This is a genomic window from Paenibacillus mendelii (assembly GCF_024498075.1).
Lineage (GTDB): Bacteria > Bacillota > Bacilli > Paenibacillales > Paenibacillaceae > Paenibacillus_Z > Paenibacillus_Z mendelii.
In genome coordinates this window covers 1-14060 of record NZ_JANHOF010000021.1, presented here as the reverse complement: position 1 = coordinate 14060, position 14060 = coordinate 1, and the positions used below count along the sequence as shown (strand labels likewise).

The 14060-nt window shown below is 45.8% G+C and carries 12 protein-coding genes; 3 read left to right on the top strand and 9 right to left on the bottom strand.

The window, feature by feature from the left end; translation table 11 throughout:
* Window positions 1–12: 12 nt before the first annotated feature.
* On the bottom strand, window positions 13–1125 hold the full coding sequence (locus tag NNL21_RS31955) for an ABC transporter ATP-binding protein (protein ID WP_204822214.1): 1113 nt from the start codon (window positions 1123–1125) through the stop codon (window positions 13–15).
* 1388 nt (window positions 1126–2513) lie between these two features.
* On the opposite strand from NNL21_RS31955, the gene NNL21_RS31950 reads away from it, so the two are divergent.
* Window positions 2514–3131 (top strand): DMT family transporter, encoded by a 618-nt coding sequence (locus tag NNL21_RS31950; RefSeq protein ID WP_204822213.1) that lies wholly within the window; start codon window positions 2514–2516, stop codon window positions 3129–3131.
* A gap of 240 nt (window positions 3132–3371) precedes the next feature.
* Here the strand turns inward: NNL21_RS31950 and NNL21_RS31945 are convergent, their stop codons facing one another.
* Window positions 3372–5372, bottom strand: a complete 2001-nt coding sequence (locus NNL21_RS31945) for an alpha-galactosidase (protein ID WP_204822212.1) — start codon at window positions 5370–5372, stop codon at window positions 3372–3374.
* A gap of 626 nt (window positions 5373–5998) precedes the next feature.
* Between NNL21_RS31945 and NNL21_RS31940 the strand changes: the two genes are divergently transcribed.
* Window positions 5999–6154, top strand: coding sequence for a hypothetical protein (locus NNL21_RS31940; RefSeq protein WP_204822211.1), 156 nt, complete (start codon window positions 5999–6001; stop codon window positions 6152–6154).
* Window positions 6155–6540: 386 nt separating this feature from the next.
* Window positions 6541–6756 carry a hypothetical protein gene (locus NNL21_RS31935; RefSeq protein WP_204822210.1) on the top strand — a complete coding sequence of 72 codons (216 nt, stop codon included), beginning with the start codon at window positions 6541–6543 and terminating at the stop codon, window positions 6754–6756.
* A gap of 265 nt (window positions 6757–7021) precedes the next feature.
* On the opposite strand, the gene NNL21_RS31930 is transcribed toward NNL21_RS31935, so the two are convergent.
* The 7 genes from NNL21_RS31930 to NNL21_RS31910 all read right to left on the bottom strand — a co-directional run.
* Window positions 7022–7711, bottom strand: a complete 690-nt coding sequence (locus NNL21_RS31930) for a metal-dependent hydrolase (protein WP_204822209.1) — start codon at window positions 7709–7711, stop codon at window positions 7022–7024.
* A gap of 881 nt (window positions 7712–8592) precedes the next feature.
* Window positions 8593–9234: an HAD family hydrolase gene (locus NNL21_RS31925; RefSeq protein WP_204822208.1), complete on the bottom strand. Its 642-nt coding sequence runs from the start codon at window positions 9232–9234 to the stop codon at window positions 8593–8595.
* A 318-nt stretch (window positions 9235–9552) separates the two neighbouring features.
* Window positions 9553–10206, bottom strand: coding sequence for an alpha/beta hydrolase (locus NNL21_RS31920; RefSeq protein WP_204822207.1), 654 nt, complete (start codon window positions 10204–10206; stop codon window positions 9553–9555).
* 293 nt (window positions 10207–10499) lie between these two features.
* Entirely contained in the window at window positions 10500–10682 is a 183-nt protein-coding gene (locus NNL21_RS36905; protein ID WP_204822206.1) for a sigma factor-like helix-turn-helix DNA-binding protein, read from the bottom strand.
* Window positions 10683–10820: 138 nt separating this feature from the next.
* Window positions 10821–11054, bottom strand: coding sequence for a sigma factor (locus NNL21_RS36900; RefSeq protein WP_204822205.1), 234 nt, complete (start codon window positions 11052–11054; stop codon window positions 10821–10823).
* 1684 nt (window positions 11055–12738) lie between these two features.
* Window positions 12739–13617, bottom strand: a complete 879-nt coding sequence (locus tag NNL21_RS31915) for an alpha/beta fold hydrolase (RefSeq protein WP_204822204.1) — start codon at window positions 13615–13617, stop codon at window positions 12739–12741.
* Window positions 13618–13837: 220 nt separating this feature from the next.
* Window positions 13838–14060, bottom strand: a 223-nt coding sequence (locus NNL21_RS31910; protein WP_256555620.1) for a hypothetical protein, incomplete at its 5' end; no start/stop codon positions are given.

Below are 14060 nucleotides of genomic sequence, written 5' to 3'. Positions count from 1 at the left end.
CCCCGCTATTTATTAAACATTCATTACATTGAGCTCGGTCCCTGCATCAAACAAGTGGGCTTTCTCCAGCTGCAGGGCAATCTCCAGCTTGTCTCCGGCCTCGAAGGGGGTACTGGATTCCACGACTCTGGATATAACCATGTCATCCCCCAGCTTCAAGTACACATATGTATCGGAACCCATCAGCTCCGTAATGTCGATTGTCGCCGAAATCCGGTTGCTGCTCCGGCTTACGGCCTCGGGCTCGGTCAAGATATGCTCAGGGCGGATGCCCAGTATAATCTTATTTAATCTTGCCGATTTCAGCGATGCGTTGAATTTCTCCGGAATTTCCAATCGGAACCGCTTGTTGTGAAAATAATATTTGCCATCCTCCGCCACGACTGACCCTTCCAGAAAGTTCATGGAGGGCGAGCCTATGAAGCCTGCCACAAAGGCATTGCGAGGATGGCCGTAGATAACCTTCGGCGTATCCGCCTGCTGAATGATGCCATCCTTCATGACCACGATTCGCGACCCCATCGTCATCGCCTCCGTCTGATCATGCGTCACATAAACGGTCGTGGTCCGGAGCTCCTGGTGGAGATGGATCAACTCCGCCCTTGTTTGGGCGCGCAGCTTCGCATCGAGATTGGACAGCGGTTCATCCATTAGGAAGACCTCCGGCTCCCGGACGATCGCCCTGCCGAGTGCCACCCGCTGCTTCTGACCGCCGGACAGCTGGCTTGGCTTCTTCTCCAGCAGGCTTGCAATGCTCAGTATGCGAGCAGCCTTCTTGACGCGGGCTTCGACTTCGTGCTTCGCCGTCTTCCGCAGCTTCAGCCCCAGCGCCATATTCTCATAGACGGACAGATTAGGATAGAGCGCATAGTTTTGAAAAACCATCGCAATATCACGGTCCTTGGGGGACACGTAATTAATAAACTTGTCGCCGATGTAGATCTCGCCCTTGGATATCTCTTCAAGACCGGACAGCATGCGCAGCGTCGTCGTCTTGCCGCAGCCTGAGGGACCTACCAAGACGAGAAATTCCCCATCCTCAATCTCCAGATTGAAATCCATTACCGATGGCCGAGGTTCGGATTTATATTGCTTGTACACGTGTTTGAACGATACTCCCGCCATACTCAGCCCCCTTATCTAGGCAAACTTTATTAATCTTCCATCCTGATTTTCATGAAAAATAGGCAGCATTCGACGAATTGGGATATTGTCATCCCCGTTTCGTGTAAGCGCTTCAGGAGATTTATACTATAATTTATTATCTTGATATTGTCAACATTAACCACTTATAGTCTACATCGCTATAATATGTTGGTAATTGGTTGTATAATGTCGATTTTAATAAAGAATTATATACAAATTATCAATAATTGTATTCACTTTAGCTCGATTAGAATTCATTTTCGCAACTTGGCATTCTTTCCTCAAAAAAAAAGGCTGTGCCTCCAGCCCTTTTAGGCCAATAGTCACAATTTTCAATCCTTACATTTGGTTACCCTAAACTAGCGGCAAAAGGCAGAATAGCATTACCCGATTACTTCATCCCTAATTAACCCTTGGACAAACCCATCATACCGAGGGGCTCCTTTATTGCAAAAGGCATTTCTTAGCCTTAACAGGAATGTTTAAGTCGAACGTGCAGTGCATGAACAGATTCGCAATCTGATGACACCGCCTTGCAGCGTACCGGACATCCTCTCTCTTTCACTCCCACCCTTCTTTGAAACGGCGCTTTAACCATCTTTCGATGTAGAGGATGACTCGCGGGCAGTCCGTATGCTTCTTTACTGCTTTCATGAGTAGCTCGTGGTCGATGTGTCAAACAGACCTTTGATGTCAAATTCCAGCACCCTGTCATATCGCCAACACCGTGTTCGCGTCACTCTCACCGCATCAATTGCGGATTTCCTGGTCTGTACCTATACGAATCTGGGTGAAAAATTGGCTCCACCAACGGTTCAAAGTAAAGTTTGACTGTCATTTGCACAATTCAATTGGATACGGTTGGTACGCCCACCGTACGAAAGCTCGAGAATCTTGGTTTTCAAGTCGCGCTCTCTACCTCGGAAACCTCTTAACTTCCAAATGTTTCATAAATTCCTAAGAAGCACAGTTTTAAAAAAACCATTAAAGCTGGGCTTAGTTTCGTGCTGCCATTTTTAGGTTTGCGCTAAGAGTAATTTTCGGGGTAGCTTAATAACTCGTATACTTTTTGACTCGCGGGATTGTATAGAAGTTCTTGTCCTGATTGGGCTTTGTATAGAAGTTCTTGTCTTGAGCAAGCGACGAGAACTTCTATACAAAAAATAGAAAGCCGCAGTGTATGCGACTTCCTTTGTATATATGTTCTTGTCATCCGACAGACATACATGTTTAAATGACAAGAACTTGCGTCCTTAAGCGTTTCTCTCCATGAATCAGCAATAATAGTAGTAAAAGACGAGCATTTTCGAAAAGGTTGGTTTATCAAAAGAATCTAATAATAAATTATAAAGGATCGAATTAAGAATATGGGGTTATTATGGGTTACAGCTAAAATTGGGCTAGAGGATATCCCTCCTTTTCTATTTTCAGCATCAAGACTTTTAATAGGAACAGCAACCTTATTTTTACTTTTATTAGCAAAAAGACAAAAAATCTTACCAAATAAAAAAGAGTGGCTTCCATTTTTTTATCTAAGCTTATCTATGTGTGTTGGTTATTATGCTCTATCCACTTATGGATTGCAATTTGTAGATTCAGGCATATCATCTGTACTTGTTTATACGATGCCTATTATTATTAGTGTTTTAGCACAATTCTTCTTAAATGAATATTTAACTCTAAATAAAGTTATTGGTCTCATTGTTGGAGCAATTGGTCTTTTATTCATATTGGGCCCAACGATAATGCATCTATCTTGGAATGACTCGTTGTTAGGTAAGATTATTATTATAGCTTCTGCCTTCTTCTTGGCTTGTGCAAGTATGTATACAAAAAAAAATGGACAATCTCATGACAAATTGAAAATGACCTTGTGGCAATTATTAATGGGTGGTAGTTTAATCCTTGTTATTTCTTTAGGAAGTGAACATGAAGCTATTTCTCAGATGACATTACTGTTTAGGGACACTAATATGAGAAAGTGACTTACTTTCCCGTATATTTGTGACAATAGGCTTATTCTTCGCAGCTGCAACAGAAAATATGGTCCAAAAATTCAGACAGCATCTTCTACGAGCAAGGTGCACATGTTGAGCCTTCGGCCGTTGCGCTCCATGCTGTCCGTCAAAGCAAGCTCGAAGTTGGCGGCGAATTGATAATAGTCATTAACTAAGAGATCAACTGCGCCTCGGGGAAAGATCCCCCGGGCGCACTCGCCTTATTCACTAAACTTGCCTAATCAACACAACCGCACTGCTTCTCGGTTCGGGAAGAGCGGCCAAGTAACCTTTTTCCATCAGTTCTTTACCCGACGCAAACGTTACACCGCGATCCAAATCTCGCAGCTCGTATTTCGCCTTTGCATCTAAGCCATGGAGTTTAATCGTCTTCTGCGCTTCTTCATTTTCCTCACGTCTGAACAATTGCACAACCCCTTCGCCGGTATCCGAATTAATGAACTGCCAGCCTGCCCAGTCCTGCTCGGAACGGCTCCACGGAAGAAGCGGGTAATAGTCTTCATAAAACAAGTGATTAAATTGCTTCCATTCATTTACGAGACCGGCAACGAAATTCCAATCCACGTTATCTTTACGGACATCGAAGCCGAACGCAATCCACGGAATAAAGGCCGATCGGATCGCATATTTGTCGTTTGGATTCGCATAGTTTGGACCGGTCACCGGTGTTCCATAATACGGAAGCCAATTGTACAACGACTGGTGCATGCTGTGTTTTACGGCGAAATTCGAATAATCCGCATCCGTCTTATGCAACGGAACCGAGCGGCGCATGCTTTCCAGATCATTGCGGCGGCCACCCGAAGCGCAGGAATCGATCATCATGTTCGGATAACGTTCGATGAGTGCATCCCAAAATTCCAAATAACCTTGATTGTACAAGTTCTCTGTCATCCCAATCCGATCGGGCGAATCCGCCTTTTCCCAAATCGGCAGTGGATAAATCCCATAATCTTGACGATATAATGCAATTTTCCCCTTATCAATAATGGAAGTCGTCCGCTCGAAGAAATACTTCCGGAACTCCGCATTACCGAAGTCAACTAAATACCACTCGGGAACGCCGGATTTTCCAAAGTCTTCCCGATGACTGCCAACGAGCCATTCGCGCTTGACTGCACCCTCTGTCAGCTCATCTAACTCCATTCGCACCACTTCAGGCTCGAACCAAAGTAACATCTTCGTGCCAACCGTCGCTCCGTAATCGGCAATATCGGCAAACTCGCTTGGAAAACGGTGTTTATCTACATGCCAATAGCCTGTCGGTAGCCAGACGTCGAGCGTTTCTCCATCACGCTTATAATACCAGCCCGCATCCATCCACCAATAATCCAGCTGAATGCCATTTTCCGCATAGGTTTTGATGGCTGCGATTTGATTTTCATCCGTTGCTTTAATCATTTCTTCATAAATCCATGACGTACCGCCGGAAACAACCGGCTCGAACATTTTGTTATCAATCTTGCGCATATTGCAATCGATATACCAGCGACGCCAAAGGTTCGATACTCTCAGATCATCACGACCGTCATAGACGATGAACACCATAAGCGGCGCACGAATTTGCTCACCTGGATACAAGATCGCATTAACCTTCTCCTGCCCGGCCGTAAAATGCATATTTCCATACGTATACGAGAACCGAGCTCTCCACTGTGAAGGCCAGCCTACGATAAGTAATGTACCCCCATCGCCATGCTCTAGATTGTAATACGGGAAGTTCCCTTCCGTTGCCCGTCCTGACGTGCAAGTAAAATCGAGCGCCATATGCGAGGTCATCGTAATAACATGCGGCTTGAACGGTGCCTCCGCTCCATCTGCGCTTCCATCCCCAAGCAAATATCTTAATACCGGATTATAACCTTCCAGCAGCACATCGGCACCGTTAACATCTGCAAGCGGCCCGATATTTTCTGAGGAAGTATTCTTAAACCACGCTGTCCACTCGTAAGCAGCATATTGTGGGTAAAATGCCGTGTGAACAGTTACAACCAAGCCGGATGCGTGTGCAGCTGTGACAGTAGCCGTTTCCTTAAAGCCTTCTAGCGGCTTCCGATTTACACTTACAGCGAATTCGTCGTTAAACCCCTTATACGACTTGCCTGCAAGCTTAAAGGAAATTGGAAAATCCGCCAGCTCCGTAAGTAGTTTCGCATAAACCTGTTGCGCTCTTACATTTTCCTGATGAGCTGCTTTAACCTTAGCCATGATACCCTCCTATTGTAAACATTTCCCTTCTATATTTAGTATACAATTAATAAATAATGTCGTCAAACCGCAACAGATGTTTACCGTGCGGTATTTGACTTGAAATGATCTACCCTCGTTCCAAAAGGGCGCCGAGTCCATTGGCAGCCTTGAGTTTTGATTGTTGATCATTTGTTTGGTCATTAAGATACATTTGAGTGTTTAGCCCGTATATAGCTCCCTTATTCCGATGCAAGTTCCCCCACAAAGCAAGTACTCACGCTGTATCTTTATTTCTTTCCCTACTGTTCTCCACTCCGTTTGAGTAAATCCTAAAAGTTTAAACACTCGTTTGCTAACGATTTCAGCGACAGTTTTTCCTGTAGCTTTCTTAATAATCTCAACCAAAACCTCAGTCTCAAAATGGGAAATTGGAACAGCCGTTCAAAATACGGTACCCAATATAAGAACCGGCCGCGGCTCGTGCTTGATCGGCTAGATTACCGTCTATCAATTAGTTCGATGTAAGCCGGTTTACCTTAGCGCTCAGGAAAACCGGCTTATTTACAGTGCTCCTCATTTCGTTCAAACCCCGTGTAAAAGCTCCGAACCGCCGCGCCGTCCTCTTTACTGAGGATATAGTAAGTTTGCTAGAAGCTATCCTCAAGACTATTGGGAAAGGCAAACGAATAGATGCTTATTGCGTGCTGGATAATGAACTAGAATTCGCGCTCGTTGCCGACATGGAAGTGCTTCGGCGCAACGGCAACATCGACGTATTGTTCGAGTCGGTACGGCAATGAGGGACATCTATAAAGTGTCGCCAGTTATGTTCATGAGGGATATTGGATTCTAAATGGTGAGACGAAAGTTGCTGGGGTGCAGTCTGCCGCTGCAATCTACTCCATTCTACGCGTGAGCAGCTGCGATATGATAGGTAACATGATCGAGGGCGAAGTAGATCCAGAAAAGCTGGCGGCCTTTGCACGGCGGACACTGAAGAAAAGAAAAAAGAGCTGGAATTAGCCTTGCAAGGCAGCATGAATGCCCACAGCGGAACTCACTTGGCAGATTGCGTTATCCCACTTGGATATCAGTAGCCCGCGTACAGTTGCCCGGCTTCGATTTGACGGAAGGTATCAAAGCCTCTGCCGATGGCATTGTTCGCTGTCATTTGAGCATCAGTGGAATGAATGCAGGCCAATTGCATTGGATCGAGAATGGCGAACGGGTACAAACGGTTGAAATTGGTGATGGCGGTGGCACATTCATGGCGACATTCGATTGGAAGAATCGCGACTACGTTTGGGCACGTGCGGAAGTTCGCTCCGTCGATGGAGAGTTGCTGGGATTTACAAACCCTGTTTCCTGCGGTTCCAAAACAACGGATTTTTTTGATGAATAAACCTTAAAATTCACGAATTTATTGCTGGGGAATTCATTAATAACACAGTGGAATTGTTAACCATTTACCATTATCTTTTTAGTTCTTTTGCAGAATGTCTTCCCCATTTATATGACCCTCCTGAATACGCGGCTGCCGATCCATGCCAGCAGCCGTGTCTTAGTCGTTTATTAAGCTATCGTGTCCCGTCGTATTAGGATGAATGACTACACCTTCCACGTAATAAACAAAAGTGAAGTACACTCCTTTGCTGCCAGTCTATCTGTTAAAGCACAAATCGTTCTCCCGGTGCCATGTTGCGTCCGGCGAAACCCTTATCCGCGAGCCGGTTGACGAATAAAACGGAATCCTGCTTAATCGGCGCGAACGTGTCATAGTGAATAGGCACGACTATTTTGGCACCGAACCATTCTGCCGCCTGAAGCGCATCGTCTGGATCCATCGTGAAGCAGTCACCAATCGGAATGAACGCAACGTCAATGTCGTGGCGGTCTCCGATCATCTTCATATCTCCATATAAGCAGGTATCACCGGCATGCAAGATTGTGAAACCTTCAGCCGTCACAATATAGCCGGCCGGCATGCCACCGTAAATGATCCGCTTTTCATCGTCCAAAATGATGCCTGAGCTGTGGAAGGCTTGAATCATCTTAACCTTCGCAAAGCCGAGATCCATCGTTCCTCCCAAGTTCATGCCTCTCGCTTCTAGCCCTTTCCAGCTGAAGAAGGTAGCCAGCTCATGCATCGCAATGATTGGGGCTGCATTAACTTGGGCTATCGATTCTGCATCAAGGATATGATCGGTATGGGCATGAGTAAGCAATACCGCATTCACCAGTATATCCTCCGGTTTTGTCACCGCTTGCGGATTGCCGCGCAAAAACGGATCGATGACGAGTGATTTGCCATTCGCGTTCAATTGGACACAAGAATGGCCATGATAGATGATCTCCATGAAAATCCTCCTCTATTGCATTTTTTCAGTATCGGCAAGGGCCAGAACATGCTCGTTTCGTACGGAAAACGAGTTTCCATGACGGAAGACGCATACATGTTCATTATAGCGAAAGATGTGCATTGCTCCAAATTATGGACACGTCCTTGAACCACGCGCAGGTCAGTCGACAGGTGATTACGAATTTTCGTGGCTTCCCGCATTCGACTCCGCGGCAGTCTTGTTCACGACCCACATGATTGAACTTGCGAAGTCTACACCGACAATTAGTGTAGAAGAAGTGATTTGATTGATTCATTCATTTTGAGTAGAATGCATTTTGTAGTCTCCTTGGTTTTGTTTTGGATCCCTTCGCTGGCTAGCATCCAGGACCCATTAACATCATACCAAGGAGCTTTTCTGTTTCTCAAACCCCGTATTTCTCCATTATAGGAATGCTGCCCGTTAGTTGAGCGACCATGAGTGATTAGACTACCTTATTACCAAATAACTGCTGGCTCTAACGGCTATTTTCAATTTCGTTTGTGCTACCGTTCACGCATATAGTTAGTTGAGAAAATAAGATGCCGCGGTTAAGGAAGTATGTTGTTGTCACAAATCGGCTAAGGACGCAAGTTCTTGTCAATTCATTTTGACAAGAACTTGCGTCCTTAAATGAAAAAAAGTCGCAACTACGCGACTTTTAAGGAAGTATGTTCTTGTCACTCGACACCCGCTGAAGGAGATAGTTGACAAGGGACAGCAGCGAATCCCGGGGGTCTCGATAGTTGAAGAGTATAGGAGGCTCCCCTTTAGAGCACCAGTCCAGAAGATGACACCCAACCCGCCCGCAATGCTCTTCACTTTTAAAGTGAGTACGGGACACGCTGGCGAATGCTCTCTCAGGTTACATTCAGGATAATGTCCTTTAGTTCAATCAGAGTCTTGATTCGATAGCTGGCCTGTGAGAAGTCATGTGTTTTTGTGAAGTCGTTATGGACAATAGCACAGTCGATACCAGCCGCCACGGCTGAGTTCAACCCTCTGTTTGAATCCTCTACAACCAGGGTCTCTTCTTTGGTAGCTCCGAGGCGCTTTAGGCCGGTCAAGTATGGTTCCGGGTGCGGCTTGGTGCGCTCGTAGTCTTCGCGAACAAGGACGAATTCCATGAATTGTCTAATCTGGCGCTTTTCATGAATAAGTTGAAAATCCGCACGTTTTGCAGTCGTCACGATGGCCATGCGGACGTACTTTGACAGTTCGGCTAGAGTTTCAACTACGCCTTCAATCTCTATGGCTTCTGTTCTTAGATATTCCTGATAATAGACGTTGCGGGCCTCACGCTGCTTGCTGATGGTCTGTTCATCAATACCTGCCGCCCTAGCTTGGGACCAAGTGCCCAATGACTGGGTCATGTCGCGGAGGTATTGATCTTTATCCAAGGTAAATCCAATGTCAGCCAGAGCGCGTTCTCCCGATTTGTAATACCAGAATTCAGTATCAACCAGAACACCATCATGATCGAAGAGTATGTACTTTTTCATTGTTTCGTTCTCCTTTGTCAGCTGCGGCAACCATGTCAGTTGCAGTCGATTAAGTAAGCCCTCGTCACGAGGTCGACGGCGATTTCACGGGCTGCAATATGTCTATAACATCTCCACAACCTCTTAAACCGTATCCAATAACTACTAGATCCTTCATTTGTTTTATTGAGCTATCGTTCTCCGTTAACGGAATGATGAAGTAAGATATCGTTCAACTTGTTCTTTATGATGTGAATCATGCAATATAAACAGTAATGTCGTCGGAGTAGACGGGGCGGATGCGAGTCAAACCCTCTTAACCCGGGCTCGGTGGATGTTTTATCGTCCAAACGCCCACGCCACCATCAGTGGTAACTCTTCTCGCCACATCACATCGTCGTGTGACGCGACCCGCTCTCTCATTTCCACGTCCGCACCTGCCTCGCGCAGCGCAGCAGCCCATCGGGTCGCGTTATCGAGGAAAAACGGCTCCAGCGTACCGGCGACGAGGTACGCGCGCGGAATCGAACTCGGCATCACGTCAGGTGGTCGGTAACCCCCGCCCGGCGAGGCGCAGAAGATCGCACCGAAGATGTCCGGATGCCGAAGGCCAATGGCTAGCGAGAGCTCTCCACCCGCGGATACACCGAACACCGCGGTGCGTTCGGTAGTTAGCGTGACTCCGAAACGCGACTGGGCCCATCGGTGAACTTCCTCGACGAAGAACTTCTCGTGTGCCGCGAATCGTTCCGGGCTAAAGCCTGGTGAGTATTCATGGAGCCGCAGTGTCTCATCGGCCAGTCGGTGCACGCCGATGATCATCGTGGACGGTGCGACGGCCTCCTCGAGGACTCCGCCCCACTGCGAGATCAACTGACCATCACCGGCAAACACGAATGCCTGGGGCGGGTCCGGAGGGACATACACCGTAACTTGCCGACCACCATCGTACTCGAGCGTCTCGGTGACGAGCCTTCCCGCGATGAATGACATTGTCGCTAGCCTCCTCTCAATGATACCTCTCCTAGGAGGTTTCATATAACGCCTTATTTACGAACTTCGTAAAAAACACATACATAAATTTATTCGCGAAGTACCTGAACTATCCTCCCTTTATGGAGAATCACTTTTCTCTTAAATACTCACGTTTTCAGATTTTGACCCAAGTTCACAGCAAGTTCCTCATTTTCCTTCGTTCAACCGTATTTTACTTTTTCGATATTCGAAACATTTGGCTCAGTTTCGAGCGCGGAACTGTAGATCATTGATAAGATACTGAATTTGCCTCAATCCTTTAATTCACTGCTTCTTAAAACTCGCTGTAGATGGTTGATTGCACGGTGAATACGTGATTTAACTGTGTTTAACGGGATTTGGTTCGCAATGCTTATCTCTTCCAGTGACATCTGTATGTAACGTTGGTAAATGAACGGCTTCCACTTTTGTGGTAGCTGTTTGATTGCCCGCATTAGACTTTCGTTTCCCTCAAATTTAACAGCGTACTGTTAGGTGTTATCATTGGGGAAGGTACGCTGTCGATGATTTCATTCGGATCTCCCAGTCCTCCAGAATTGAAGATATAGCGGGTTTTTCTCCTTCAGATTGTATCAAATGCAAATGTTGGTTCCGATCCGATATATCCATGCCGAAGTGTTCTTAGCTCTATCAAAGTTATGTATATTCTTGTAGACTCGCAGGAAGGTCTCTTGAACGGCAACCTCTCGGTCGGTTTGGTTCGCAAAAAATTTACCAGCTAGTCGGTATATCTTCTCCGAGTAATTCTGAAAGAGTACATTGAAAATGTTGTGGTCTGTGTAGTTCCTTTGTTGGGTACTGTTCATCGACGCCGATCTCCGATTATTCCTAAAGTAAGACGATTATAACAATTCATGTCGACCTGTGTCTGATTTTGGAGGGTGAATAAAATCGGAGCGAGACTATCCGCTCCGATTTGGCCAGTTACATCTTTTTTATAAGGTATCCTCGGTTAAAGACTTGGTTGAGGCAATTAAGATGTTCCCTTTGCAACTCGTCGTGGATGATGATTCTGGCTTTAATTTCTTTCATCGATTGTAGACCCTCGAAGAAGAAGTTATTATCATCCTTCATGCCCCTTTTTCTTAAAGCATCCACAGCTTGCTGGAGATAGACAATTTCTTGATTGATATTTTCGAGAAAGAATACTCAATGTTCCCTGATGACATCATTCGTCACGGGAAAGTATTTTCGAATTCTTCTAATGGCAATCATGTACGTTACTGTACGAGGGATTACGAATAGAACTATGACGAGGACTAGACCGGTCAGAGGTGTATAAATTGAGTTTTGCCCTTGATATCCGAACCACTTAGCGACCTGATTAACACCCATTCCGGCGAATATTGAACCTGGGATAATGGTCAGCACTTTAAGTAGGGTTAAGGTGAGTCGTTGCAAGAATCGAATATTTTTCTACTTATTACTCCTCCTTATTCAAAGTATGTAGTAGTACAAGATACAACTATATACGCAATCCTCGCATTCCTATAAAATGGTCCGATAATCACCATACGACCTGCTCGGGTTCCATAGTGTAGGAATCCTTTCGGCAAATTGAAATATGGCCGGAGCAATCCCGCTAGTAGTAGTCTGATCCACCGTAACCAGCAGCCGCGTCTTAGTTCTTTATTAAGCTATCGTGTCCCGAGGGAGTTTTAATAACTCGTGTACCTTTTGGCTCACGGGATTGTATAGAAGCTCTTGTCCTGATTCGGCTTTGTATAGAAGTTCTTGTCTTGAGCAAACGACAAGAACTTATATACAAAAAATAGAAAAGCCGCAGTGTATGCGACTTCCTTTGTATAGATATTCATGTCACCCGACATGAAGAATAATGCGTCCAGTGAACCATAAACTCTTCCCCGCCCGCGGCCCGCCGAAACATCATCACTTTGTGCACATGACCGGGCTGCTTGTCGAACAGAACAAATCGAATCCGCCGTCCGTTCGCCATGCCCATGGTAGTTTCCTTTACTGCTTTGAGCACTCCATGCCTTGCATGGCCGCATCCGATGAAATTAGCTACCGCGTTAAAGAGGTATGTTGTTGTCACAAGTCGGCTAAGGAAGCAAGTTCTTGTCAATTCATTTTGACAAGAACTTGCTTCCTTAAAATAAAAAAAGCCCCAACTACGCGACTTTTAAGGAAGTATGTTCTTGTCACTCGACACCATATATTAAGTCCATATCCTGTCCATCGCAATATTCTACCGTTCGTATTGCGCTTCTCATCCGATTTTATTAGTGATAAATAACCATCCGCCCCCTATCAATAATGCCATACAACTCCAGATTGTGCGTAAGCAGCCTGTGGAGCAAAGCTATGCTCCATGTCTAAAAATATTGGATGGCATGTACTCTCGAAGAGAAATCAAATATGAGGAATATCAAAATTTATTGATGCGGATTTCGGATAGCTGAAAATGTCGTAAAACTCCATTGCATCAACAGCGTCGGCTGCAGGACAATGGAGTTCTGGCATGCCGTTTCATTTCAAGTACTGCGATTGCTCTCCCGTTGCTTTCTGCTCGACAATAAATGCCTCCGGAATGGAGTTTTCCATTTCATCGACCTTCTGTTTAGTCTGTTTGTCCACAACTGCTTGTACAATCCAGTGTCTCATCGCTTCATTGATTTCGTCCGCCGCTTTCGTCGGAAGCTGATGCTTCTCCGCCTTAAGGAGAACGAGCTTAGATCGACGAAGGTTCTGCTGGAGTATTTTGCGATAACGCTTGAAGCCCCAATCCTTCTCCCCGTAAAGCAGCAGAACAGGTGCTTTTACATCCGAAAGCCGATCGGTGCAGTTATATTTCAAACTGTACTTGTAAAGCTCGAGAATATTCCGTTTATGTCCTCGCTTCGAATCCTCCAACAAATTACGGAAGGTACTCAAACTGTCCGAATTCCCCCACGTAATCCCAAGCCTAAGCAGCCGAACCGCCGGCTTCCAGCTTGACAATCCGATCGCAATTCGTATGCGGCTCCTCAGCACAAAATCACTTGCCTCAGACATTGCGCTAATTAATATTCCGCCCATAAAAAGCCCGGGATAAGTTAGCAGCGCCTCCAATGCAATAGACCCTCCCGTTGAATAACCGGCTACAAATGCCCTGTCAATCTTCAGGTAATTCAAGAGCTGTCTCATATCCTCGACAATCAGCTTATAGGTGATGGGCACATCCGACGGACGGCTGCTCCCATGTCCCCGAATATCGAAAGTAATGACCTGATATTCGGCCGACAGCTGCGCTTGTTGATATCTGAAGTTGGCGCTTGTAAGCAACGGAGGATGGATGAATACGATCGGAATCCCCGATCCATACGTCTCATAATAAAGCTTGGTACCGTTAATATTTGCATAAGGCATAAGTATTCGCATCTCCAGTTGATAATTATTGGCTTTCTAAACCAAGCACCGCAATTGCGAACTTGATGCATCCCCATCCAATTTTTGATTATCATATCCCAAATCAATTCAACTATTCTCCCGTTAGCCACCCATGCCCCTCTCGGGGCACCACAGAGTAATGAAAATTTTGGTGCGGCGTTTTATACTATTCTTACGGCTGGTGAGGAAGGTCGTTACGCTATGGTGTCACGAACCCATCCGTTAGTCTGACTACGACGATCACGGTGCACCACGGTATGTCGCTCCTTTTTGGAAGCACGCGGGGTAGAGTAATCCTTTTCTGGTTGTTGCACCAGTCCTCAATTTCAATTGCCGTAGAAAGGTGAATGTTATGGATGTCCTGATCGAACGCGCTTGTGGTTTGGATGTTCACAAGAAGTCCATCACTGCTTGTGTTTTGA